The organism is Coprococcus aceti (assembly GCF_025567285.1).
GTDB classification, from domain to species: Bacteria; Bacillota; Clostridia; order Lachnospirales; family Lachnospiraceae; genus Coprococcus; species Coprococcus aceti.
In genome coordinates this window covers 46,677-72,201 of record NZ_JAOQJT010000013.1, presented here as the reverse complement: position 1 = coordinate 72,201, position 25,525 = coordinate 46,677, and the positions used below count along the sequence as shown (strand labels likewise).

Below are 25,525 nucleotides of genomic sequence, written 5' to 3'. Positions count from 1 at the left end.
AGTATTCTCTATACACATCAGCCTCGTTTTATGACTCTATATAATTATTACTTGTTGTTCTTGATGTACTCATCAATTCCCTTTGCACCAGCTCTACCAGCTTCCATTGCAAGTATAACTGTTGCAGCACCTGTTACGGCATCGCCACCGGCATATACGCCTTCCTTGGTTGTCTGTCCGTTTGCCTCTTCTGCAACGATACACTTCCACTTGTTTGTCTCAAGTCCCTCTGTTGTAGATGAGATAAGTGGGTTTGGTGAAGTTCCAAGTGACATGATTACTGTGTCAACGTCCATTGTGAACTCTGAATCTGGAATCACAACAGGTCTTCTTCTGCCTGATGCGTCTGGCTCACCGAGCTCCATCTTCACACACTTCATACCGCATACCCAGCCGTTCTCATCCTCAAGGATCTCTGTTGGGTTTGTGAGGAGATCAAATATGATTCCCTCTTCCTTAGCATGATGAACCTCCTCAACTCTGGCTGGGAGCTCCTCCTCTGAACGTCTGTATACGATATGCGTCTCAGCGCCAAGTCTGAGTGCTGTTCTTGCTGCATCCATAGCAACATTTCCACCACCGACAACGGCAACCTTCTTACCTCTCATGATAGGTGTATTTGAATTCTCGTCAAATGCCTTCATGAGGTTGCTTCTTGTGAGGTACTCATTTGCTGAGAATACGCCGTTGGCATTCTCGCCTGGGATACCCATGAACTTAGGAAGTCCTGCACCTGATCCGATGAACACTGCGTCAAATCCCTCATCCTCAAGGAGTGAGTCGATTGTGACTGACTTTCCTACTACTACATTTGTCTCTATCTTAACACCAAGTGACTTGATGTTCTCGATCTCCTTGGCAACTACCTTCTCCTTTGGAAGACGGAACTCTGGAATTCCGTATACGAGAACTCCGCCCGGCTGGTGAAGTGCCTCGAATATAGTTACATCGTAACCCATCTTTGCAAGATCTCCGGCTGCTGTCACACCTGAAGGGCCTGATCCGATGACCGCCACCTTGTGACCATTCATCTCCTTTGCAGGCTCTGGCTTGATTCCGTTCTCACGGGCCCAGTCAGCAACAAATCTCTCAAGCTTACCGATGGATATCGCCTCGCCCTTGATTCCTCTGATACACTTCTGCTCACACTGTGTCTCCTGTGGACATACACGGCCACATACAGCAGGAAGTGCTGATGACTCGCTGATGATCTTGAATGCCTCAGCGAAGTTGCCTTCCTTGACCTGAGCTATAAATCCAGGGATATTGATAGATACAGGACAGCCATTCATACATGGGGCGTTCTTACATCCTATACATCTTGAAGCCTCAGCCATAGCCTCCTCTTCATTATATCCGTAACAAACCTCTTCAAAATTCTTTGCACGTACCTGTGGCTCCTGCTCGCGAACCGGCACTCTCTTCCAAACATCTACTTCTATAGCCATTACTTGTCACCTCCACAGTTTCCACATCCGCCATGATGTGTATCGCCCTCTTTTGCTGCAAGGAATGCTCTGCCCTCTACAGTCTTGTAGAGCTGCTGACGCTGCATAGCCTCCTCAAAGTTCACCTTGTGACCGTCGAACTCTGGTCCGTCTACACATGCGAACTTAACCTCTCCGCCTACTGTTACACGGCAGGCACCACACATACCTGTTCCGTCTACCATGATAGGGTTAAGGCTGACAACTGTAGGGATCTCAAGCTCCTTTGTGAGCTTACATACGAACTTCATCATGATCATAGGGCCGATGGCAACACACACATCATACTTGTTGCCAGCGTCTACAAGCTTCTGGATCTCATTTGTAACGACACCCTTGCTTCCATATGAACCGTCATCTGTCGTGATATACAGGTTGCCGGCTACCTTCTTCATCTTATCCTCAAGAATGATGAGTGACTTGTTTCTTCCTCCGACGATGACGTCAGCTTCGATGCCCTGCTCGTGGAGCCACTTTACCTGTGGGTATACAGGCGCTGTTCCAACACCACCTGCAACGAAGAGGATCTTCTTTTTCTTGAGTTCTTCTATATCCTCCTTGCAGAACTCTGATGGACATCCAAGTGGTCCAACGAAATCCGCAAATGAATCTCCAACCTTCTTATTCTTCATCATCTCTGTAGCAGCTCCAACTACCTGGAATACTATAGTGATGGTTCCGTCCTCTCTTGAGTAATCGCAGATAGTGAGAGGGATTCTCTCTCCATCCTCTGAACCTCTGACAATTACAAACTGTCCCGGAAGACATTTATTTGCAACTCGTGGTGCAACCACGTCCATGAGGTATATGGTCTCTGTCAACTGTTCAACCTTAGTAATCTTATACACTCTGTGCTCCGTCCTTTCCGACAGCCAAATTCTGACTGTTATGATCATTTTATTCTGTAAATGGGTGCAAACGCCCCTATTTATACACGTACGTACTTAATTTAGCAAAAAATATCAACAAAATCAAGGTATATGTAAAAATAGCACTGTTCTAAAAATTATCCTCAGGTGCAAAAAATCCCGCCAAAAGAGAAAATTTTCTCTCTGGCAGGGACTATTATATCTTACTTTATATTACTGTCTCTTTCTCTTCGCCTTGGCCTTGAGTGCTTCCTCTTTCCTTCTCTCGTTCTCCTGAATTATAAGCTTCTTCATTCCCTCCAGCTTTTTCTGGTTCAGCCTTATCTGCTCAAGCTCGCTCTCCGCTACCTGCTGCGCCTCTTTGCTCTGGAAGGTGACAAACTTATCAAATGCTCCCGGATAGGCAAATGTCTTTTCTACATTATTATAAGAAAATACAATTCTTATATGGCTTCCATCACATTCCATCACACTGCCTTCACCAAACTTCACATGGTTTACTTTTTCATTCTCAAACATTATTACATCCTCCTATCCATATTATTTCCATCTACAATACTGTTAAAACAAACTCACTAAAATTACGATATGATGCACTTGTCTGTTTCGATCTGCAAGGCTGACTCTGTTCACTATGTGTTCTTCCTACTACTAATTATACTGTAACAAAAAAATCGGCACTTTTTCCAGTTAAAAATGCCGACTTTTTTTATTTTCGTGAAAATAGTCACTAAGAGTCATGGTTTTTGTTCATTATTGATTTCTCAAACACATGAACCATACAAAAATGTACTCATATTTTTACCAAGCCATATTGTGCACTTTTATCTATCTTGCATTTGCTTTGAGAAGTTCCGCAACCTCCGTCTCTGTTGCAAGTGAGAGTGCCTTTGCTGCCAACTCATCTGCTTCAGCCTTCGACCACTTGGCTATCGTTCCTCTTGTCGCAAGGACTGAAGTGGCACTGACTGAAAACTCTCCCAGTCCAAATGATATAAGGAGAGGTATGAGCAACGGATCTGCTGCTGCCTCACCGCACATGCCTACCATGATGCCCGCTGCATTTGCCGCCTCGATGATATTCTTCATGGAGCGGAGAACTGCAGGATTGTAGGACGAGTACAGATACGCAACCTTTGCATTGCCTCTGTCGACCGCCATGGTGTACTGTGTCAGGTCATTTGTGCCTATACTGAAGAAGTCTGCCTCCTTTGCGAGCAGGTCTGCTATGAGACTTGCCGCAGGAGTTTCTATCATTGCACCGACCTGGATATCCTTATTGTATGCTATATTCTCTGCATCAAGCTCAGCCATGAGCTCCTTAACAAGAGCCTTCACGCTTCTGATCTCATCAACACATGTGACAAGCGGTACCATGATCTTGATATCGCCAAATGCACTTGCGCGGAGAAGTGCCCTCAGCTGTACTCTGTATGAATCTTTATTCTGCAGACAATATCTCACTGCTCTGAAACCTAAGAACGGATTGTCCTCTTTCTCAAGTCCAAGGTATGGGATATCCTTGTCACCACCCACATCAAGGGTTCTGATGATGACTTCTCTGCCCTCCATGGTCTCGGCAGCCGCCTTGTACGCCTGGAACTGCTCTTCCTCAGATGGGAGCTCCGATGCGCCCATGAACAGGAACTCTGTTCTGAAAAGGCCAACGCCCTCTCCATCACATGCAGCAACCTGCTTTGCATCCTCCGGATTACCGATATTGCCATACAAATGTACCTTTGCGCCATCAGCTGTGACTGTGTCTTTGCCTCTATATACCTCAAGAAGAGCCTTGTCACTTAAGTACTTCTCTCTCTTTGCCTGATATTCATCTACCTCTTCCTGGGACGGATCAAGTATGCAGATTCCATCGCATCCGTCAACTACTGCTGTCATTCCATCTGAAACCATGTCAACTATTCCATCCACGCTGAGTACCGCCGGTATCTCAAGTGCTCTCGCAAGAATAGCTGAGTGGGATGTCTTGCCGCCAACCGCAGTGATGATTCCTGCCACATTCTCCTTGACGATTCCTGCTGTCATGGAAGGGGTGAGATCCTCAGCCACAAGGATAGTTCCAGCTGGAACCTCTGATATGTTCATGTCCGGCGTGCCAGTAAGTATCTTGAGCATTCTCACCTTGATGTCGCCGATATCCGTTGCTCTCTGTCTTGTGAGCTCATCATCCGCCATCTGGAACATTCCGGCAAACATATCGCATGTGCTCTCAAATGCAGCCTCTGCACAGGTTCCGCTCATAATCGCGCCCTTTGTGATCTCATCCATCCCCGGATCTGTGAGGAGCAGTATGTGCCCCTCAAGGATCTCCGCATTGTGCTCTCCGACACTCTCCTTCATGGCCTCTGCCATGGCATGTGTCTTCTCTGTAAATGCTGCAACTGCATCGTCATATCTCTTAATCTCTGCATCTGTATCTGTGATTGTTCTGTTCTCATATTCCGGCTTTGCGTCAGATATGATCACAACCTTTCCAACGCCGTAGCCGGCTGAACCCGCGATTCCTTTATTCATAAGAAAACCTCCAATTATTCTCTATACAACAAATGGTACTCAATCTGAGTACCATTTGTCCGTAACATTTACTGAAGTCTGATATCAGATTTCACTTATCATTTCCCTGCTGCGACGTCAGAACATCTACATGTCCTACTCGCCGAATCCTGACTCGATGAGCTCAACTGCCTTTGCAAGAGCCTCCTTCTCGTCTGCACCGTCACACTCTACTGTAACCTCAGCACCACACTTGATGCATGCTGCGATGATGAGCATTACGCTCTTGGCATTGATCTTCTTGCCTGCTACATCGAGAGTTACTGCGCATGAGAACTTTGTCATCTCCTTTGCAAATACTCCTGCTGGTCTCATGTGAAGTCCCTGTTCATTTACTACTTTTACTGTCTGTGCTACCATAATTTCTTCTCCTTCTTTTACGGACGGACCACCGGTATTCATTATGAAGCTTTGGGCTAATGACACATCCTTTTCAGGGTCGCTCCCGCTTATTTCGACCTGCAGCGGTACTAAGGTGCCGCTTATCGCGCCACCTAAGGATCGGCGGTCTCAAATTCCCTTCAAAGGATGTGTCAGTATCCAGCAGCCAATCTATTCTGTGCGTGGTCCTGTCTCTTAATAAAATCTTATATTTGTGGAATTTCGTGAAATAATCCTGTTTCATTCTAACCATATGGTATCACAGCCAGATGACCTGCCATCTTTACTTGATCCATATTTTTATCAGATTTCTTTCGCAAACCCCAATTGTATAAATTATAACATTCTGTCGTTTTCTGTGCATTACTTTTGTGCATTTTTTTACTCCTGCACGTTTCTCTTGATAAGACCGAGCATGATACATGTGATCACTGATCCTACAAGCCATGAGATGATGTATGGTAACCAGTTGCCTACTGTTGCGAATACAAAGATTCCGCCGTGAGGTGCCATCAGTGTACATTTGAACGCTGCTGACATTCCACCTGCAACTGCTGCGCCTACGAGTGTACATGGTATTACGTGGAGTGGATCTGCAGCTGCAAATGGTATTGCACCCTCTGTGATGAATCCACATGACATTACAATATTTGATACTGTTGAGTTTCTCTCTGCCTTTGTGAACTTCTTAGGGAAGAAGATACATGCAAGAGCAATTCCAAGTGGAGGTACCATACCACCTACCATAACTGATGCCATTGAGATATAGCATGCCTGAACTGCTGGATCTGAGAGCTGTGCGCCGCCTGCGACAAGCTCTGACGCTGTTGCGAGAACCATTGTTCCGTATACATAAGCTGCCTTGTTGATAGGGCCGCCCATGTCTATCGCCATCATACCGCCGAGGATGATTCCAAGTGGGATGAGAAGATTTTTATTTGCAAGGGCTGTCAGCATATCTGAAAGTCCTGTATTGATCAATCCAATAATCGGATTGAGTACAAATATCATAAGTACTGCAACTATAAACATACCAACAAGTGGATATATAAGTGTTGGCTTGATTCCCTCCAGTGACTTAGGGAATTTGGAGCAGATCTTTCTAAGAAGAAGAACTACATATCCTGCAAGGAAACCTGCTGCGATACCGCCGAGGAAACCTGATACTGTATTTCCGCCGCCTTCTGCGACGAATCCAAACTTTGATATAAATGACTGGAAGCCGCCAAGGTTATCTCCTGCCCATACATAACCGGACAAGGCTGCATTTCCGGAAGATGCCAGGATACCGCCGAGGAAACCAACCGCAAGTCCAGGTCTGTCTGCTATAGACTCTGCTATAAATCCTGCAAGCACCGGAACCATCACGCCCATCGCCAGGCCACCGGCATACTTGAAGAATGCTGAGAGCGGGGTCATGGAACCGAAGTTGGATCCACCTGTTGCACCAAATCCGCAAAGTGTATCTATAAGGAATGCAAGAGCTGTGAGGATACCACCGCCGATTACGAATGGGAGCATGTGTGATACTCCGTTCATAAGATGCTTGTATATTCTGCTTCCTACACTGCCATTTGCACTGCTTGACTCTTTTCTGCCACCCTCCTCGTGGTGAACAGGAACCTGACCATCCACGATCTTCTGTATGAGCTCCTCAGGCTTGTGTATTCCGTCTGCCACTCTTGTGAAAAGAACTGGCTTTCCATCAAATCTTGCTGTTTCAACACTCTTGTCAGCTGCAACTATGATACCATCACAGTTTGCGATCTCTTCATCAGTAAGTATATTTTTTGCTCCGCCTGAGCCATTTGTCTCAGCCTTTAAGGCATATCCCATCTTGGCGCCGGCCTTCTCAAGTGCCTCGGCTGCCATATATGTGTGAGCTATTCCTGTAGGACACGCTGTAACGGCAAGCACTCTAAAGCCTTTCTTCTCAGGAGCCTTCTCAACTGCCTTTTCCTCAGGCTTCTCTGCTGTCTCCTCTGGGAACTTTGCGTTCTCGTATTTGTCAACGACTGCAAGGAATGCATCCTTGTCAGCTGCCTTCAGAAGCTCTGCTCTGAAGTCCTCATCCATGAGAAGCATAGACAGTCTTGAAAGTACCTCAAGATGTACATCTGATCCGCTCTCCGGTGCTGCGATCATGAAGAACAGGTTTGATGGCTGTCCATCCAGTGAATCGTAATCAACTCCATCAGGGACTGTCATAGCTGCAAGTCCAGGTCTCTTGACCGCCTTGTTCTTGGAGTGAGGGATCGCTATTCCTTCTCCTATAGCTGTTGAGCCCTCTTCCTCTCTCTTAAGTATTCCTTCTTTATATATTTTCTTGTCTGAGATGTTTCCCGCTGCATCGTGCAGGTTTACAAGGTAGTCGATCGCTGCATCCTTTGAATCTACCTTTACACCCAGAGCAATGCTTTCTTTTGATAAAAGCTCTGTGATTCTCATAAGCGTAACCTCCTCTTAAATAATCAGCCGCATCCACATATACTGTCATGCGGTGGTTTCTCTCGTAAGTATTCCTTCTCATGACGGAAAACCTACGTTTTACTATAACTGCTTGTAGAGCTCCTCTACTTTGTCCGCTGTGGCAAGGCCTTCTGAAAATGCTGTTGCACTTCCTGTTGCTGTTCCTCTCTTCAGCGCTTCCATATAATCGTGATCCTTCAGGTAGCTTGCTGTAAATCCTGCCACCATGGAATCACCTGCACCTACTGAGTTCACAACCGTTCCCTTTGGAACTCCGATCTTGTGAACTTCTCCTGTCTCTGTGATGAGTATTGCTCCGTCCCCTGCCATGGATATGAGTACATTTCTTGCACCCATGACCTGGAGTTTCTTCGCATACTCAACGATCTCGTCATCGCTCTTTAAGACTACTCCAAACATCTCGCCAAGCTCATGGTTATTCGGCTTGATGAGGAATGGATGGAACTTCAATACATTGAGCAGAAGATTCTTTGTCGCATCCACCACGATGTCGATGTTCCTGTTCATAAGTTTCTCCATGATCTGCTCGTATATGTCAGATGGAAGTGAAGCAGGGATGGTTCCCGCAAGTATCAGGCAATCTCCCGACTGGAGCTTGTCCAGCTTGTCAAACATCTGCTGAAGCTCATCTTTCTTAATGTCGGGTCCCTGTCCGTTGATCTCTGTCTCCTGTTCTGCCTTGATCTTGACATTTATCCTGCTGAGACCATTCTTCAGCTGGATAAAATCTGTCTTAACTCCCATGGTCTTGACTCCGTCCTCGATCTCCTTACCGGTAAATCCGGCAACAAAACCGAGAGCTACGGAATCAACTCCTATGTTCTTAAGTACGGTTGAGACATTGATACCTTTGCCGCCATAGAATATGGTTTCTGACTTACTTCTGTTCACCATTCCAAGCTCAAGGCTGTCCATCTTGACAACATAATCGAGCGCTGGATTGAATGTCACCGTATAAATCATTATCTGAGTACCTCCTTTACAACTGTGGCGTCTATGTACTTATCATTTACAAGTCTGTCCGTGATAATACAGGCTTTTTCGATTGCCGCAAATGTCACCGCTGTCACCTTGTCAAACTTGCTGCTGTCGGCAAGGACTATGCTGGCATAAGATCTGTTCACCGCTTCCATCTTCACCATAGCCTCTTCCACATCGACCGTTGTGAATCCATAATCCATATGGATTCCATTTGTTCCAAGAAAGCACTTTGTGAAATTGAACTTTTTCATGGAATTGACCGCCTCGGCTCCGATGATTGCCTCTGTGATCGGCTTTACAAGTCCGCCTATCATATACGTTCTGAGGTTCTTCTTGAGAAGCCGCTTGGCATGTGCTATTCCATTGGTGACAAATGTAGCATTTGTTTCGCCGATATAGTCGATCATGAGAGCCGTGCTGGTTCCTGCATCTATAAATATGAAATCTTCATCATTGATCATAGTTGCCGCGTATTTTGCAATGGCACTTTTCTCTTCGACGTTGAGCTGTGCCTTGGCTGAAACCGGTGCCTCATTGGTGATATATTCATGCTCAATCGCCTTGGCACCACCATGGAATCTCTTGATCTTACCCATATCGTCCAGAGCTATCAAATCTCTTCTTATAGTAGATTCTGACGCTCCCGTGATCTCCGTGAACTCTGCAACTGTCATAGACTTTCTCTCTTTCAGTGCATCTAAAATCGCTGTGTATCTATCCTCGGTCATCATAATAATTGCCTCCTGCCTTTTAAGTATGTCTCCTGTATATGTGTTTTCGTGTTTGTGTATTTTCTTTTTTCGTGGCTTTTCAGAATGCATATATCTGCATCCGGTGCTTTTAACTTTTCTTTAGGATAACATATTTTTTGACTGTTTTCAATTATTTGTGATTGTTTCAAGGTGATTTTTACTTGATTTCAGTCACTTTCAATCAATCTATATGCATAATATCATCGTAAATGAAGATTGTCAATCATTATTCTGCATATTTTTGAAGATTTCTGAATTATTTTGATTGTTTTTGACTATTTGCAGGTTTGGTACTCGTTTTGCAGCTTCCAACACACAAAAATAAGACACAGACCAAATCTGATCCGTGCCTTACTCTGCGTTATCAATCTATGATTATTCTGCCACATCCGCAGGATTGACATGCACCATCACATGCTTTACCTTTGGAAAATTCTTCTCTATTCCCTCATGGACCTCTTCCGCTATCTCATGCGCATGTCTTAATGTATATGAACCGTTTACACCTATCTCCACATCTACATATATTTTGTTGCCAAATATCCTTGTGTGAAGAAGATCAACACTGAGAACTTCTTTCTGGGCGAGCACAAAATCCCTCATCTCTTTCTCTGTCTCTTCATCGCATGAGTGATCCACCATCTTATCCATGGCATCCTTGAAGATATCGTATGCCGCCTTAGCTATGAATACAAAGATAACAATACTTGCAATGGAATCCATAACCGGGAATCCCATCATCGCACCACCGATACCGACAAGCGCGCCGACCGATGACAGCGCATCTGATCGGTGATGCCATGCATCTGCCATAAGTGCGCTTGAATCTATCTTCTTCGCATAGTGTCTTGTGTACCAGTACATTATCTCCTTTGTGACAATGGATACAACAGCCGCCACCAGTGCCAGCATCCCCGGTTTCTGCAGGCTTTGGTAATTGCCACCGATTATGTCCTTAACCGCCTGCGAGCCGATCTTGATACCGGTATACAGCAGCACTATAGACAACACGATCGCTGCCACACACTCAAGCCTCTCATGGCCGTAAGGATGCTCCTTGTCGGATTCCTTCGACGCTAGTTTTACTCCAATTATCACTATTATGGTGCTGAACACGTCTGATGCTGAATGTACCGCATCACTTATCATTGCATTTGAATGTGCAAATATTCCCGCAAATAATTTGAATACTGACAACAGTACGTTCTGTACTATCGTTATAAACGATACTTTATTTGCAACCTTTTTAAACTCATCCTCTGATACGGCAGATGCCGCCATCGTGTTTATTTTGTTTGCGCTTTCCATATAATCAGCCATCCTTTCCTAATGAACACCAGTCTATTGATAATCACCTTAATCAAAAGACCGATGCTGTGCGATCAATAAATTTCAGAAAGCTCTTATCACTAAATATATGTGGGAGATTTTATAGAATGTCTAAAAGAGTATAAAAAAACACCCACGACTCAGTATTAGTAACTACTGTCCCGTGGATGTAAAGATTCCACTGCCATGATGGCCCGACTCCTTGGCTTACACCAATGGTCTGCTCAGTTTGTACTGTAGATTTATATGCAGTGCAAAGAGTTAATTTAGGTTACCATCTATGGCAGTCTATGTCAATATTTATTTTCAGATCAAAACTCTTTTTCAAAACTGAACTTAATATCCTTGAGATCAAGTCCATTCGATTTCACATACAGTCGGAGCACATTGAATCTGCCGTAAAATTTGACCTCTTTCCTGATCACAACATCCTTGCCGTCAGTTCCGTTAAATGTGAAGTTGCTCACAGGGAATCCGTTGAAAAACAGGGTACACGGCAGCTGGGCAAGCTTTTCGAGTGTCGAGCTTCCCCTCAGGCTCACCTCATACTCTCCCGGATGTTCAACATCAAGGGCTATGACATAATTCGTGTCGGCGGTGCTGGCCTTCTCTGTCAGATCTATAAGTATGTCTCTGTCGACATTGATGTATTCCACATCATCAATTGAAAAATCGTCCGCCTGCTTTGGACGGTTTATTATCTCTACCTCTACAGGCTCTCCCACAAGACGCTTAAATGCATTCGTATTCATGGCAAAGTTACACACATTCTTTGCAATTCTCTGAAGCTCAGCTCTCAATATACGTCCGTCCTGAAGTGCCTCTATGACATTATCTCCGCCCATGTTCTTCGAGCCGTCCGGGCAGCACATATACATGTCATTCTGTGCCTGTATCATAGTCGCAAAGTCATTTGCATCCGGCTCCATACCCCTGCGGTTGATGGATGCCCACCAATCTGTCATGACCACGCCTGTAAATCCCCACTCATTTCTGAGTATCGTGGTATTCAGATCATAACTTCCTGCGGTGTAGAGACCATTTACCAGACCATATGTTGTCATAACAGAGTCGGCATATCCCGACTTGACAGCTATCTCAAATCCCTTCAGGTATATCTCCCTGAGTGCCCTCTGGGAGATGACCGAGTCCGTCGTATGGCGGTGATACTCCTGATTATTTCCGCAGAAATGCTTGATCGTTCCGGACACGCCGCTGGACTTAAGTCCCTCTAACTGTGCAGTTGCAATGGAACCCGTAAGGTATGGATCCTCGGAGAAATACTCAAAGTTTCGTCCATTAAGCGGGTGACGGTGGATATTCATTCCCGGTCCAAGAAGAACCTCAACCTTATTTGCTGTCATCTCAAGTCCGAGAAGTGCATACAGTCTGGTGTTCAATTCTTTGTTAAATGAACATCCGCACAGAGTGCCATTTGGAAGTGAGAATGCCTTCATACCTGAGTCGAGTCTCATTCCCGATGGTCCGTCATCACAGCACACCGACGGAATCTTATGTGCGATCAAATTTGGCGATACCCCGGCAAATGCTGACGCCGTTCCCGCCGTCACAAGAGAACTTCCCATTCCCTCGCCGCGGACAAAGCATGCCAGATCCTCATCATCAAACTGCGCTATGAACTCATCCATGGTGGCCCTGCCTTCCCTTACATCAAGAAGCATAATTCCCTTGTCACCAGTAACCGGTATCTCCTCCGGCAGTTCCTGCTCTCTCCTGTCATACATATCAACAGTGACTAGAGGTGTCTCCTCATACTCTATAAGCATCCTGCCGTTCTCATCACAGAATGGTTTCATGCGGTCAAACTTCTCATAAGGTGCAAGTGCCTCCTGAAGCTTCTGAAGCTCCACAATCTCGGCAAGCTCAAAGAACAGACACTCTGTTGTATTTCTTATGCTGTTTCCTACATGGATAGTGTAGTCTCCAGCTTCAAGCACATAACAGTTTCTATGGCCCGTGACTCCCGAATCGTCAAATGATGCCATACGGTCAAGCGGAATCTCAAACTTCAGCTCATCGCTGAGTCCCGGAACAAGTTCCTTTGTCTTCGCAAAATCAATGAGCACTCTGGATGGCTTGCCAAGCCTGCCCTGTGGCATCTCACCGTACACCTGGACAACCTCCTTGCCAAGTCTCTTTCCTGTATTTGTGACTTTGACACAGATATTCGCCACACCTTTTTCAAAATCCAGGCTTGCATGTTTTACGCCGATCTTGAAGTCTGTGTATGACAATCCGTAGCCAAACGGATATCTGACCTTATCCTTTGCAAATGTCTCAAAGTAACGGTATCCCACATAGATATCCTCAGCGTAGAAGTTTCTCTCTTCGCCGCCGAAATTGTCATACGCAGGATAATCCTTGATATCGTAGGCTATCGTGTCTGTGAGTTTTCCTGAAGGGCTGACATCTCCTACGAGGACATCAGCCACTCCATATCCTCCGACCATTCCACCCTGCCATACATACATGCAGGCATCCGGGGAAATCGTGTCAAGAAATGACATATCTATAAGACCGCCGACATTCAAGAGAACGACCATCTTCTGGAAATTCTCTCTGACAAGTCTAAGCATATCAGTCTCTATATCAGTGAGCATAAATGCTCCTTTTTCAAGTGTATTGTCCTTGTCCTCGCCTGCCGTCCTAGCGATTATCACTATGGCCGAATCCGACTCGCCGGCAGCCTCCTGCACGAGCTCCTCTGTAACCGGCATCTCTGCCTGTGACCACGGCTCCTGTCCCCAGCCAAGTCCCAGCTCCACAGGATGTTCCTTATCCCATGCGGCATAAGTCTCTGCCAGTTTCTGATTGACATTTACATCCTTGCACTCATTAAGTGCATCAAGGATTCCTACCACTCTGGCAACATTCACCATGCCGCCTGAACCGGTTCCACTCTTATAATAATGATTCTGCATACGTCCAAATACAGAAACCGTCTCTCCCTGCTTAAGTGGCAGAGCTTTGTTGTCGTTCTTTAACAGAACCAGTCCCTCTGCAGCCATCTCACGGGCTGTCTTCTCATATACTGCCCAGTCAAGTACTCTATCTTCCATGTGTTTAACCTCCGTTGGGTATTTCAAACTTTTAGTGTTTTGTTTACAATTTATATTTTACAGTCAGTTTCGTTTATTTGATATGGAAAAGTTGTTTTATTGCATTACCTGATGACATAACTTTTCTACTGCTTTACATATCTCTGATTTCTGCTGTTAGGTTTATCAGGCAATGTCATCTTTATCAGTCCAAGCTCCATCGCCGGATTTATATAATTTTTTCTAAGGGTCTCTTTGGACTTAAGCCCCAGCGCTTCCATTATGGAATTTGACGTATACGGCACTTCATATTCCATGACCGCCAGCATCCGCTTCACATACTCTGAAACCTCAGAATTTGATCTGTTTACCTGCAATACAACTTCATCCAGAATCTGATTTATCATATCGAGCATGAATTCTATAAATATGTCCGAGTTATCTTTTGTATGGCATACCGCTATCGCATCATAATATTCATTCTGAAACCGTTCAATCTGGCTCTCCAGTGGTATATATTCAAATACGCTTCTCCACCTATACAGAAGAACCGTATGCCACAATCTTGCCATTCTTCCATTTCCATCTGCAAATGGGTGAATAAACACAAATTCATAATGAAATATTGCAGATAAAATAAGTGGGTGAATAACTCCCTCATTTTCTTTAACCCACTGCATCAAATCTCTCATAAGCTCATTTACCATATGTGGTGGAGGAGCTACAAATATGCACTCACTGCCTGAAAGCACTCCCTCATCGCCTTTTCGGAATACACCAGACTCGCGGGCGGTCCTGTATGTCAATATTCCATGAATCCTTTTCAGGTCTGATATACTTGTCGGATCTATTTCGGGGATCTTCTCATAGGCTACGTATGCATTTTTCACTTCCTGTATTTCCTTTTGATCTCCAAGAACAAGATGGCCGTTTATTACATCTCTGACATCACTTAATGACAGTGAATTTGCCTCTATCTTTAACGAAGAATTAATCGATCTTATTCTGTTGTTTCTGCGCAAATGTGGCTTTGACTCCAGCTCTTTATGACTGGTAATCCTTCCAACCTTTTCAGATATCTCTGAAACAAGTTCAAACATTTTATTCGAGATCGTATATGGTGGTATATACCCGCTCATCAGTTCATCTCCATCTTGCTTATTATCTTGCTTAATATCTTACCAATTTATTATGTGTTTTTCAATGAGGTTTATATACAATACAGCCAGATTTCTTCTCAGACATTTTCAGATTCAACACATGCAACGACACGAACTAATAAATAAAAAACTACTCCACAAAGCATTGCTTTGCAGAGTAGTTTTTTTATATGGCATAAAAATTATTTAACTTTTATCTTCTTTATACCACTATAACTTCCATATATTTTCTGTGATCCTACGATCTTATAACTTCTCACCCTTACATAATAGATTTTACCAGTCCGCTTCTTAGTTAATGTCACTCTATACTTCGAGTACGGCTTTATTGTATATGTATTTACAGACTTTTTAAATTTGCTATCAAGAGCTGTTTGAATCTCATAGCCACTTACCTTTGTATCTTTAACATACTTAACATATATGCTTGACTTTTTCTGTGATTTGATTCCCTTTATTGCCTGTATCTTAGGCTTTACAACCACTGTTACCTTCTTTGTTGCGGCCTTATATGCGGACGTCGCTGCTACATAAATGGAAACAGTCACCTTACCTGTATTTTTAACAATCATTTTTCCAGTCTTATCAATCGAAACTACATTGTTATTAGAAGACTTGTATGATATTTTTCCATTTCCATTTGTCTTTGCCTTTATGGTAACAGACTTTCCGCCATATACCAAAGTATAATTTGCAGCATTCGTTGTTATTGTCTGTGTCTTTTTAACTACAGGCTTTTTGGTTATCTCAAAAACACATGTTGCTGTACCTGCATAATAATCCTCTGTCTCTGCAACATATGCCTTAATTATATACTTTCCTTCATTAGATGGTACAGTATTTGAATACTTGTTACTTCCTACTTTAGAATATGTATATGTAACTTTACCCTTTCCATCATTTCCTGTAAGAACTGGAGAAGATGGGCGATCACCAACATGCCAGCCCTCCATCATCAAAACAAGATTATTGAGTGACTTTTTCGTTACAGGCTGTGAACTACTATATTTATCTGTAATTGTAAACTTACAGGTTGCAACTCCACCATAATATTCATTAGTCTCTGCAACAACAGCTTTTATTATATATGTTCCCGCCTTTGTTGGTATAGCACTTGTGTACTCTGTACTTCCAACTGATGCATAGCTATATGTTACTGCGCCATTGCCCAAATTGCCTGTCAAAATTGGTGTTGATGCATTTTCGCTTATATCCCAATCGTCAAGTATTAATACTAAGTTATCCAATGATTTTTTGACTACCGGAGCTGGCTTACTATTGTTATCCGTTATTGTGAACGTACATGTTGCCACTCCAGCGCAATATCTATCAGTCTCTGCTACCTCTGCCTTTACAGTATATGTTCCTGCTTTTGTCGGAAATTCTGCTGTGAAAACATCGCTTCCCTCTGGTGCATATGTATATGTTACCGCACCATTACCATCATTTCCAAGTAATACTGGCTGTGATGCCGTTCCGCTCAAATCCCAATCAGACATTTTAACTGCAAGATTACTTAATATTCTTTTTGTCGCAATGGTCAAGATATTACTTCTACATCCAGTATAAATTTCGTTCTTATTTTCATATGTACATATACCATATGCTTCTACCAAATAAGTATATGTAGTATTCTGTTTTAAACCAGATATAACACAAGAGGTTGTTGAACCATTTGCTATATCCTTCACCTTTGAATATGTATCATCATTCTGATTATACAAATAAATATTATATCCATCTGCTCCTCTTACTGAATCCCATGATATGTTTACACTATCAGCAGAATACTTTACAAGTGATGCATTTGTAGAATCAAGATACAAGCCATGACATTCGGCACCTGATGCACCTAAACAATAATCATTTGCTGCATTAACCCTGTACTCATATGTTATTCCTGATATACAATTTTTATCTTCGTATGTATCTATGTCTTCTCCTGAAACAACTGCTATTCTAGAATAGTCACTGTCCGTTGCCTTCTTACGATACACTTCGTATTTTGTTGCACCTGACACGGTATCCCATGATAACCGGAAACCGCCCTGTATTGTTGTCAGACCGAGAGCATTACAAGTATCAAGGCTTGTTGCCACTTTCTTTATTGTGAATTTCTGAGCTGAACTCTCATTTTTTTCATACAACCACACATTTGTACCATCTGCCGAGCCATTGCTATCTATATCAAGTACCGCATCTCCACATGATGCGTTTATAAAATAAGCACCTTCTGCTCCTCTCACAAACCACTTTTGCGCAGTCGTATTATTTCTTGTATATACTCCTACATTCGTTTCATTTTCCTGTCCCCAATTAGTATCATCAAGAGCTTTATCAGAAGCATTGTTTATTATTTCATATGATCCGCTTTCTCTCTTTCTAAAATGCCAAAGCTGATTTTTCTGTCCCGAGGCGGTTCTTATTGTCACATTGTCATCACTATCAGCGGTCAAACACTTACCATTTCCTGTATTGATTATATTTGCGTAAAAGTCATCTCCTAAGTTAACTATCGAACTATCATATCCATATGTACTTACTGTCTTCACTGCTTTCTTCTGACGATGCTCTTTATCATTATAAGGTATTGCATATATATCAATTCTATAATGTCCTTCTTCCGGAATTGTAAATTGATAACTATTTGCATTTACATCTCCGTTTGAACCTGTTGCTCCACCGAAGCACTCTTCCCCAGTATCAGTATTGGTGATGATTAACCAATAATGTAAGAAATCACTCTGACTGCTCGTTTTATTCCACGTAATATTTATTTTATCTCCAACTATGTAACACTCTCTGTTTGTTGTAATCGTTGGAGTTGTCATTTCACCTGAAATCCCACTTGTATGCAATATTGCAGCACAAGTATAATTTCCATATCGCCACGGACATGCAGATCCATTTGTATAGTATCCATCAATCACATCTGATGTATGGCCTGTTATTTTGGGAACACCATTCACTTTACTTGTTATTATCGTTGTATGATTTATTTCTCCAGTGTATGTAGAATCATAAAACATAACATCTCCTACATCTACCTGATCGGCAGTAGGATTCATTATAATCGTATAGCCCATTGCTTGCAGTTTATCTTTTAAAGTAGGAACCCATGTATCATATACATTCAAACCACCAGCTTTTAAACATTGCGAAACAAAGTTTGCGCAATCACCATCATACTCTTTGTATGCAGGATTTCTTTTTGATCCGCCCCACTCTTTTGCATAAGCAACCGCTGCAGCTATATTATATCCAGCAGCCTCTACCTTGCCAGCTTTCTTTCCTGGCATAAATGGTACTAACGTAACAATCATCACGGCTGCCATTATCATGCTAATCCATCTTTTTTTCCGTAGCGAAATACCTTTATTCCACTTTTCATTCATACTCATAAATTTTCCTCCTCTTCCTACAAACTACTCAAGAAAAACACAATCTTCATTATTTGCCAAGTGCATCCCCCCATTTTTCTTTTGCTAATATCCTATTGCTTTTCATTTTAACGGAATGCCCGTTAAAAGTCAATTTCAATGAACATTTGTAATATATTTTATAAAAGTATATTTTTTCAGTGACTCAGGAGTACCTAATGCATTATTATGAAATAATTAAATCACTTCGTGAAGATAATGACCTTAACCAGACTCAGGTTGCAAATATAATACATGTTGCGCAGACAACATATTCTGACTACGAAAAAGGCAAAGTTCGCATGCCGATTGAATGTCTTATCGAACTTGCCAGGTATTACAACGTTGATATGAATTACATAACTGGTGTTTCTAGCTGCAAACAGCCATTTCCCATAAAAAAATAAGACACTGACCAACATCATTTTGATCAGTGTCTTATTTTTATTTACGAGTAAAACCTACGAACGATAATCCCCATTGATCTTCACGTAATCATATGTCAGATCACAGCCCCATGCCTTGGCTGTAACATCGCCGATTCCGAGATCTATGTTGATGTGGATTTCATCTGAGCTCAATACCTTGGCTGCCTTCTCCTCTGAGAATGGTACGCCTGCGCCGTTGCGGCATACAGGAACTACGCCAAATTCTGACTCAAGGTCAACTGCAACCTTATCTATATCAAAGTCTGCCTCCGCATATCCGATGGCACAGAGGATACGTCCCCAGTTGGCATCCTCGCCGAACATAGCACACTTTGTAAGTGGGGAACGGATAACGCTCTTTGCCACGATAATGGCTGTGTCAAGGTCAGGTGCCCCTGCAACTGTACACTCGATCATCTTGGTTGCTCCCTCACCGTCTGATGCAAGCATCATGGTCATGCACTCCATAACTATATAGAGGGCCTTCTTGAACTTCTCATAAGCTTCGTTCTCCGTGTCGATGAGCTTGTTGCCAGCAAGGCCATTTGCCATGACTGTCAGGGTATCATTTGTGGACTGATCTCCGTCTACGGAGAGGCAGTTGTATGTAACCTTTACGATCTCTGAGAGCGCCTTCTGGATCAGCTCTGATGTGATGGCTATGTCTGATGTGATGAAGTTAAGCGTTGTAGCCATATTTGGATGGATCATTCCGCTTCCCTTTGCCATACCGCCTAAAGTACATGTCACACCGTCTATATCAAACTGGACAGCAACCTGCTTATCAACTGTGTCTGTGGTCATGATAGCATTTGCCGCCTTGTCGTTGCCGTCTGCTGTGAGACCGTCTGCAAGTTCTTTCATATGCTCCTCAAATGGCTCGATAGGGATGATCTGTCCGATGACGCCTGTTGAAGCATTGATGACAAGGTTCACATCTATACCCAGGGCATCCGCTGCAAGCTGGGATATCTTCTCAGCCTTCTCTATTCCATCCGCGTTGCATGTGTTGGCATTCTTGGAGTTTACAATGACTGCCTGTGCCTTGTTGCCAGATTTCTTCAGGTGTTCCTTGGTAACTGTAACCGGCGCGCCCTTCACCTTGTTCTGTGTATACACGCCTGCTGCCACACATGGCACCTCTGAAAATACCATTCCGAGATCATTCTTGTTCTTATCAGGGTTCAGTCCACAGTTAAGTCCATTTGCCGTGAAACCCTTGGCCGCACACACGCCACCGTCTACATATGTATAACCGTCATATATCTTCTTGTTCATAGTAATCCAATCCCTTCTAAATATATTTTAACCAATCTTCATCAATTGGATGTGCACAAGTATATAGTACAATCTGTAATCGTTTTGACATTAACTGATGCAGGACATACGAAGGCGCCGGCTCTCAGTGAGCCTGCGAGCGCTAGTGCCGCTGCAGCCTGAGTTGAGCGGGAGCGCTCCTGCATGGTTATGTCAAACACGATACAGACTATGTCAACTTAATGTGCACATCCAATTGATACATCCTATCTATTCACCCACGCAAGGAACTTGTCCAGTCTGCCCATGGTCTTGTCTTTTCCGATCACGTTCATGATCGTGAACAGGTCAGGTGAGTTCTGCTTGCCTGTGATGGCAACTCTGACTATAGTACATACATCTGTGATGCTACCCTTGTATCCGTCAGGATTCTGCTTGTACTCCTTGACATTTGGACAGTAGCCGATCTTCTCGCCCATGACCTTCATGCTTGAGAACCAGTCTTCTGAGTCAAGGAAGAGATCCTTCTTGTACTCCTCGATAACCTCTGTGATCATCTCCGGTGTGTACTTCTCGTCTATCTCATACTGGAGATCCAACTCGTCCTCGGGAGTGTACAGATAACCAAACATAGCGCGCAGATCTGACCATTTGCCGACATCCTTGCGGACCTTCTTGCCTGACATCTTCCACAGATTGATGGTCTTCATGAAGCCGTCCTTATCCTGTGTGCCAAATGTGTATATGTTCTCGTCATGCTCCTTTGCCCACTCCATGATGAGGTCGTAACACTCCTCGGCTGTGAGCTTTGAGATCATCTCCTTGCTGACATCATTAAGCTTCACCATGTCAAAAAGTGCGCCGCTGACAGGCATCTTCTTGAGTGATAATGTAAAGTCGTCTATTGTCTTGTCTGCATGTGCTGCATGCCACTCTTCGTAGTTGGAGTTTGCTATTGTCATAAGGTACTCAAGCACGCTGACTGATGGGAATCCCTGCTCTGCATAGAAGCCAACCGCAGCCTCCGGGTCCTTTCTCTTGCTGAGCTTTCTCTTTCTCTGGTGCTCGCCCTCCTCGTCCACTGTAACCTCAAGCTTCATGATAGGTGCGATGTGCGCATACTTTGGAAGCGCAAATCCACACAGATCAAAGAGCTGCTTGTGAAGTGGATATGATGCAAGCCACTCGTCACCTCTGATGACAAGATTTGTCCTCATGAAATGATCGTCAACTGCATGTGCAAAATGGTATGTAGGTATTCCGTCTGACTTCAGAAGTACCACATCCATGATATTCTCAGGCATCTCAATCTTGCCCCTGATAGGATCGCTGTAGATAACAGTCTTTCCTGCCTCGCCCGGACTCTTGAGTCTCACAACATATGGCTCGCCCGCTGCAAGCTTCTCCTCTATCTGCTCGTATGTCAGATTTCTTCCTACTGCATACTCGCCGTAATATCCTATGTCAACCTTTGCAGCCTCCTGCTTTGCCCTGATCTCGTCAAGTTCCTCGGCTGTTGTGAAGTCAGGATATGCATATCCCTCCTGCATAAGCTTCTTGACACATGTCTGATATATCTCTTTTCTCTCACTCTGCTTATATGGACCATATATAGTCTCACCGCCCTCAAATGGTCCCTCGTCAAATCCAAGGTCAAACTTCTTCAGCGAATTGATGATCTCATTTACACCGTCCTCAAGCTCTCTCTTTCTGTCAGTGTCCTCTATTCTGAGGTAGAACACGCCGCCACTCTGCTTTGCAAGCTTTCTTGAGATCATGGCTGCATACAGTCCACCGATGTGCATGTATCCTGTAGGGCTTGGCGCAAATCTTGTTACCCTTGCTCCCTCTGGAAGATCTCTCTCCGGAAATCTCTTCTCAAGGTCATCCACTGTATCTGTTATATCTGCAAATATCAAATCCGCTAATTTGTTGTAATCCATCTTCTGTTTTCACCTTTCTGCTATATCACTTATCATCAAGAGTCTGCTTGATGATCGCTTCATTATATCCTGTCTGATTATAATTTGTATTATGTTTTACGTCAATTCCTTAAACCACAATGGCAATTGCATAGATTCCATATACTTATCGCCTTGACTTACACGTAAAATTTTCCACAACTATCTCATACACATTTACCGCTACCAGCATCTGGTCTGAGTAGTTATACTTCTTCTTTTCTACCTTGTCAAACGATCTCATATTCTCGGTATTTCTCGCAAGCTGATGATTCATAAGGCAGTTGAGTGCCTCGCACTTTTCCTCAGGATCTGTCAGCTTTCTGGCTGTGCCATTTCCCATGATACTGCTGTAGAGATAACCAAAGCTGCAGGCATTTGGTCCCTCAACCAGATAGTGATCTGTGTCCATCTCTATGGCCACCTTCGGATCCGCTGCCAGAGCATCCACCTTCCTGCCCTCACCGGCAGAGTGGAAATAAAGCTTCAGAACACCCTCCTCGTAGGTATAACCGAAATTCAGCGGAACTATGTACATTCCCTCTTCATCGTGAACCGCCATCCGGAACACCTTACACGAATCAAGTACATCCACTATCTCTTCACGATCTGTTATCATCCTGTCACTTCTCCGCATCTCCCGCATACAATACCTCCTTTTTCAGCGTACAATCTATTAAAATAGTATAAATGACGTCAGCATATTTGCAAGTTTTTTGAACTTTATATTATTCGTATTTTCAAAACTTTTTTATTTCTGATCCAGGCTCCACGCTTTAACTTTGTATGATGTAACTCCAAGTATCGTCTCGCCGTCTATCTGAAGTGGTGTCGGACGATCAAATTCAACCTCAACCTCTTTTGCGTTGAATATATCAACATGCTTTTCGTACTTGACATGCTCTCCCTTGAATATAGAAGGAAAGATCATAAGGGTTCCAAGCTTGCCCTTGCCGCGGAACACCATAACCGAAACTGTATGCTCCGGATTCAGTCTGTCCTGCCCAGGGGTAGCCATCATTCCGCCGCCATAATATCTGCCATTCATGGTTGGCACGAGCCAGGCATTTTTATATTCATGACGGACTCCATCCACTTTCACCACAGCATTTCTCGGTTTGAATGCGTAGAGCAGGCCTTTGATAGCTATAGCCGTGTAGTTCACAGGCTTGTTCTTATGAGTTTTCTCATTCTTTGTCCTCTGGCGGTCGCCCTCCTCACAGCAGTAACCGTCTATTCCGAATCCAACATTGTTCATGAACAGCCACTTTTTGCCGTTGATCGTCACCTCCGGGAGATGCTGTATGTACTGATTTATCTGGTAATCCGGAGTGTCATGACTGTTATGTCCTATGTCCTTTGCAAAGTCATTGCCGCTTCCGGAGGCATAATAGTAGATGGTATTCTTCACATCCATGTCCTTTATGTCATTCACAAATATGTTCAGCGTTCCGTCACCGCCGCACAGGATAACCTCGTCATCCTCTGCAAGCGATCCCATGAACTCCGCATATGAAGCGATCTCTGTCATCTTCTTGAGTATCGCATCAGGATATGTATCTGCAAGTGCCTGCACGTCATACATACATTTGCCGTTGCCCGCCAGTGAATTATATAAAATGTACTTCTTTCCCATAGTTTTTACCCTTTTCATCTTTCTCAAGGACAAGTCTCACCCTGTCGCTGATCTCATTCTTCTTCATTGCTTTTACCTCATCGGCAGGTATCACATCCACCACATCTATATAGACGTCAGATCTGCGCCTCAGCACATTCCTGTAGATATTCTCCGTTCCGTGTATCGCCATGACGACTATCGGCGCATGCGCTTTCTGGGCTATCCTGAAAACACCCGTGTGAAATGGCAGAAGTCCGCCCTGTCTGTTTCTCGTTCCCTCCGGGTATACTCCAACTGCCATATCTCCCTTCTGGAGAATCTCGGTAGCCGTCTTGATCGTAGACAATGCCTTACCCGGATCTGATCTGTCTATCGGCATAAAGCAGCATCTTCTGATGATCCTGCCGAATATCGGTATCTTAAAATTCTCCGGCTTGGATACAAATGCCACATCCCACTTCTTAAATACATGCCATTCTATCAGCGGATCATAATTTGACAGATGATTTCCCACAAAGAGTGGTTTGACATCCACTGGAATCTTCTCCATGCCAGTCACATGCATTTTCACTCTTAGAAACCACATGGCAAATCCGGTGGCACCATACAGCAGATGCCTGTAGAACCTGCTGTCCTCCGTATACTGCCTGTCAGTTCTCACGAACAGACTGCACACGAAGAGAAAAAGTATGTACATCAGAAATATGGCTATGATTCCGCCAAGTATATATATAATTATCACTTTTTATTCCACCCTTTTCTAATGTCATCCATAAGCTTCATCATATATATAGACTCTGACAAAGGCATCGATTTACTCTGGAACTGTCCCTGTCTGATCATATCCAGACTCTCCATGATCTCATACTCATAACCGCTTATCTGTTCCGGCACATCCACGTGTCTGATAAGCCTGTCCTCACAGTCGAACACATCTATCCCCTGCGGATTATTTATATTATCGACTATCATATATCCTTTCTCACCATAGAAGATTCCTTTTCTGTCCGATCTGCCATATATGCTGTGGGTCGTCACTGCCATCCTTCCGTCTTCGTATTTGACTGTTATGCTCTCCTGTCCGTCTACCCCGGTCTCATGCATCATGACAGACGATTCGATAGCTGAGATCTCCTTACCCATATGCATGACAATGAAGTTCAGCCCATAAACTCCCACGTCTAAAAGGGCACCTCCTGCCAGCTCAGGTCTGATCAGACGCTCTATCTTTGATATCGGATAGGACAGGTTGCAGGTCATTGTCTTGATCTCCCCTATCACACCTGATTCAAGAATTTCATTTATCATCTGTCTGGACGGCATATATCTCGTCCATATTGCCTCAGCCACATACACCTTCTTATCCGCTGCCAGATCTGCGATCTCCTCAGCCTGTGCAGCATTGTAGGTAAATGCCTTCTCGCATAGCACATTTCTTCCATGTTCTATGCAGAGCTTCATTTGCTCATAGTGATGCGAATGCGGCGTTGCAATGTATACCAGATCTATCGCATCGTCACTGACCAGTTCCTCATAACTTCCGTAAGCTTTATCTATTGCAAACTCGTTGGCAAATGCATTTGCCTTTTCCCAGCTTCTCGAACCTACAGCATACAGTTTCACATCAGTCATCCTGTTTATCGTGTCCGCCATAACGCCGGCAATCTTGCCTGCGCCTAATATTCCTATGTTCATATGCTGTCATCCTCCCGTTTTTTCTATCTGTTTTCCAGCGCTGACACTGCATATATATCTTCAAAAGT

Annotated in this window: 19 protein-coding genes and 1 riboswitch; of the genes, 1 reads left to right on the top strand and 18 read right to left on the bottom strand. The window is 43.8% G+C overall.

Features of this window, described 5'->3' with window-relative positions; translation table 11 throughout:
* Positions 1–47: 47 nt before the first annotated feature.
* The 12 genes from gltA to OCV54_RS13655 form a co-directional block, all read right to left on the bottom strand.
* Positions 48–1,448: an NADPH-dependent glutamate synthase gene (gene gltA / locus OCV54_RS13710; RefSeq protein WP_022216905.1), complete on the bottom strand. Its 1,401-nt coding sequence runs from the start codon at positions 1,446–1,448 to the stop codon at positions 48–50.
* The gene (locus OCV54_RS13705; RefSeq protein ID WP_022216906.1) at positions 1,448–2,335 is read right to left on the bottom strand and encodes a sulfide/dihydroorotate dehydrogenase-like FAD/NAD-binding protein; all 888 of its coding nucleotides are present in this window, start codon (positions 2,333–2,335) and stop codon (positions 1,448–1,450) included. Before OCV54_RS13705 ends, gltA begins: the two co-directional genes overlap by 1 nt.
* Before the next feature lie 234 nt (positions 2,336–2,569).
* Entirely contained in the window at positions 2,570–2,875 is a 306-nt protein-coding gene (locus OCV54_RS13700; RefSeq protein WP_055224589.1) for a hypothetical protein, read from the bottom strand.
* 309 nt (positions 2,876–3,184) lie between these two features.
* Positions 3,185–4,888 carry a phosphoenolpyruvate--protein phosphotransferase gene (gene ptsP, locus OCV54_RS13695; RefSeq protein WP_055224587.1) on the bottom strand — a complete coding sequence of 568 codons (1,704 nt, stop codon included), beginning with the start codon at positions 4,886–4,888 and terminating at the stop codon, positions 3,185–3,187.
* Positions 4,889–5,023: 135 nt separating this feature from the next.
* Positions 5,024–5,287 carry an HPr family phosphocarrier protein gene (locus tag OCV54_RS13690; protein WP_022216909.1) on the bottom strand — a complete coding sequence of 88 codons (264 nt, stop codon included), beginning with the start codon at positions 5,285–5,287 and terminating at the stop codon, positions 5,024–5,026.
* A gap of 402 nt (positions 5,288–5,689) precedes the next feature.
* Positions 5,690–7,756 carry a PTS fructose transporter subunit IIABC gene (locus OCV54_RS13685; RefSeq protein WP_055224585.1) on the bottom strand — a complete coding sequence of 689 codons (2,067 nt, stop codon included), beginning with the start codon at positions 7,754–7,756 and terminating at the stop codon, positions 5,690–5,692.
* A 102-nt stretch (positions 7,757–7,858) separates the two neighbouring features.
* A complete protein-coding gene (pfkB, locus tag OCV54_RS13680; RefSeq protein WP_022216912.1) occupies positions 7,859–8,761 on the bottom strand; it encodes a 1-phosphofructokinase in 903 nt (300 codons plus the stop codon).
* Positions 8,761–9,510, bottom strand: coding sequence for a DeoR/GlpR family DNA-binding transcription regulator (locus tag OCV54_RS13675; RefSeq protein ID WP_022216913.1), 750 nt, complete (start codon positions 9,508–9,510; stop codon positions 8,761–8,763). The genes pfkB and OCV54_RS13675 overlap by 1 nt, the downstream gene beginning before the upstream one ends.
* A 396-nt stretch (positions 9,511–9,906) precedes the next feature.
* On the bottom strand, positions 9,907–10,839 hold the full coding sequence (locus tag OCV54_RS13670; RefSeq protein WP_015534011.1) for a cation diffusion facilitator family transporter: 933 nt from the start codon (positions 10,837–10,839) through the stop codon (positions 9,907–9,909).
* Positions 10,840–11,014: 175 nt separating this feature from the next.
* A riboswitch (NiCo riboswitch) is annotated at positions 11,015–11,098 on the bottom strand.
* 73 nt (positions 11,099–11,171) lie between these two features.
* Complete coding sequence (locus tag OCV54_RS13665; RefSeq protein WP_055224583.1) at positions 11,172–13,940, bottom strand: glycoside hydrolase family 3 protein; 2,769 nt, start codon at positions 13,938–13,940, stop codon at positions 11,172–11,174.
* A 125-nt stretch (positions 13,941–14,065) separates the two neighbouring features.
* Positions 14,066–15,019, bottom strand: a complete 954-nt coding sequence (locus OCV54_RS13660; RefSeq protein WP_317233063.1) for a Fic family protein — start codon at positions 15,017–15,019, stop codon at positions 14,066–14,068.
* A 242-nt stretch (positions 15,020–15,261) separates the two neighbouring features.
* A complete protein-coding gene (locus tag OCV54_RS13655; protein ID WP_082431345.1) occupies positions 15,262–18,480 on the bottom strand; it encodes an RICIN domain-containing protein in 3,219 nt (1,072 codons plus the stop codon).
* 197 nt (positions 18,481–18,677) lie between these two features.
* Between OCV54_RS13655 and OCV54_RS13650 the strand changes: the two genes are divergently transcribed.
* Complete coding sequence (locus tag OCV54_RS13650; protein ID WP_055224577.1) at positions 18,678–18,905, top strand: helix-turn-helix domain-containing protein; 228 nt, start codon at positions 18,678–18,680, stop codon at positions 18,903–18,905.
* A 54-nt stretch (positions 18,906–18,959) separates the two neighbouring features.
* Here the strand turns inward: OCV54_RS13650 and argJ are convergent, their stop codons facing one another.
* The 6 genes from argJ to OCV54_RS13620 all read right to left on the bottom strand — a co-directional run bounded on the left by argJ (position 18,960) and on the right by OCV54_RS13620 (position 25,457).
* Positions 18,960–20,204: a bifunctional glutamate N-acetyltransferase/amino-acid acetyltransferase ArgJ gene (argJ, locus tag OCV54_RS13645; protein WP_022216915.1), complete on the bottom strand. Its 1,245-nt coding sequence runs from the start codon at positions 20,202–20,204 to the stop codon at positions 18,960–18,962.
* Between the two features lie 245 nt (positions 20,205–20,449).
* The gene (gene gltX, locus OCV54_RS13640; RefSeq protein WP_055224575.1) at positions 20,450–22,126 is read right to left on the bottom strand and encodes a glutamate--tRNA ligase; all 1,677 of its coding nucleotides are present in this window, start codon (positions 22,124–22,126) and stop codon (positions 20,450–20,452) included.
* A 145-nt stretch (positions 22,127–22,271) separates the two neighbouring features.
* On the bottom strand, positions 22,272–22,790 hold the full coding sequence (locus OCV54_RS13635; RefSeq protein ID WP_055224573.1) for a pyridoxamine 5'-phosphate oxidase family protein: 519 nt from the start codon (positions 22,788–22,790) through the stop codon (positions 22,272–22,274).
* 105 nt (positions 22,791–22,895) lie between these two features.
* Positions 22,896–23,780, bottom strand: a complete 885-nt coding sequence (locus OCV54_RS13630; RefSeq protein WP_015534018.1) for a diacylglycerol/lipid kinase family protein — start codon at positions 23,778–23,780, stop codon at positions 22,896–22,898.
* Positions 23,755–24,504, bottom strand: coding sequence for a lysophospholipid acyltransferase family protein (locus OCV54_RS13625; protein ID WP_055147142.1), 750 nt, complete (start codon positions 24,502–24,504; stop codon positions 23,755–23,757). Before OCV54_RS13625 ends, OCV54_RS13630 begins: the two co-directional genes overlap by 26 nt.
* On the bottom strand, positions 24,501–25,457 hold the full coding sequence (locus tag OCV54_RS13620; RefSeq protein ID WP_055224572.1) for a Gfo/Idh/MocA family protein: 957 nt from the start codon (positions 25,455–25,457) through the stop codon (positions 24,501–24,503). The genes OCV54_RS13625 and OCV54_RS13620 overlap by 4 nt, the downstream gene beginning before the upstream one ends.
* Between the last annotated feature and the right edge of the window lie 68 nt (positions 25,458–25,525).

Coding starts and splice junctions, on each gene's coding strand:
- pfkB (WP_022216912.1), bottom strand. CDS start 8,761: ATGATTTATACGGTGACATTCAATCCAGCGCTCGATTATGTTGTCAAG.
- OCV54_RS13700 (WP_055224589.1), bottom strand. CDS start 2,875: ATGTTTGAGAATGAAAAAGTAAACCATGTGAAGTTTGGTGAAGGCAGT.
- gltX (WP_055224575.1), bottom strand. CDS start 22,126: ATGGATTACAACAAATTAGCGGATTTGATATTTGCAGATATAACAGAT.
- OCV54_RS13620 (WP_055224572.1), bottom strand. CDS start 25,457: ATGAACATAGGAATATTAGGCGCAGGCAAGATTGCCGGCGTTATGGCG.
- OCV54_RS13660 (WP_317233063.1), bottom strand. CDS start 15,019: ATGTTTGAACTTGTTTCAGAGATATCTGAAAAGGTTGGAAGGATTACC.
- OCV54_RS13630 (WP_015534018.1), bottom strand. CDS start 23,780: ATGGGAAAGAAGTACATTTTATATAATTCACTGGCGGGCAACGGCAAA.
- argJ (WP_022216915.1), bottom strand. CDS start 20,204: ATGAACAAGAAGATATATGACGGTTATACATATGTAGACGGTGGCGTG.
- OCV54_RS13650 (WP_055224577.1), top strand. CDS start 18,678: ATGCATTATTATGAAATAATTAAATCACTTCGTGAAGATAATGACCTT.
- OCV54_RS13635 (WP_055224573.1), bottom strand. CDS start 22,790: ATGCGGGAGATGCGGAGAAGTGACAGGATGATAACAGATCGTGAAGAG.
- OCV54_RS13690 (WP_022216909.1), bottom strand. CDS start 5,287: ATGGTAGCACAGACAGTAAAAGTAGTAAATGAACAGGGACTTCACATG.
- OCV54_RS13685 (WP_055224585.1), bottom strand. CDS start 7,756: ATGAGAATCACAGAGCTTTTATCAAAAGAAAGCATTGCTCTGGGTGTA.
- gltA (WP_022216905.1), bottom strand. CDS start 1,448: ATGGCTATAGAAGTAGATGTTTGGAAGAGAGTGCCGGTTCGCGAGCAG.
- OCV54_RS13655 (WP_082431345.1), bottom strand. CDS start 18,480: ATGAGTATGAATGAAAAGTGGAATAAAGGTATTTCGCTACGGAAAAAA.
- OCV54_RS13670 (WP_015534011.1), bottom strand. CDS start 10,839: ATGGAAAGCGCAAACAAAATAAACACGATGGCGGCATCTGCCGTATCA.
- OCV54_RS13675 (WP_022216913.1), bottom strand. CDS start 9,510: ATGATGACCGAGGATAGATACACAGCGATTTTAGATGCACTGAAAGAG.
- OCV54_RS13665 (WP_055224583.1), bottom strand. CDS start 13,940: ATGGAAGATAGAGTACTTGACTGGGCAGTATATGAGAAGACAGCCCGT.
- ptsP (WP_055224587.1), bottom strand. CDS start 4,888: ATGAATAAAGGAATCGCGGGTTCAGCCGGCTACGGCGTTGGAAAGGTT.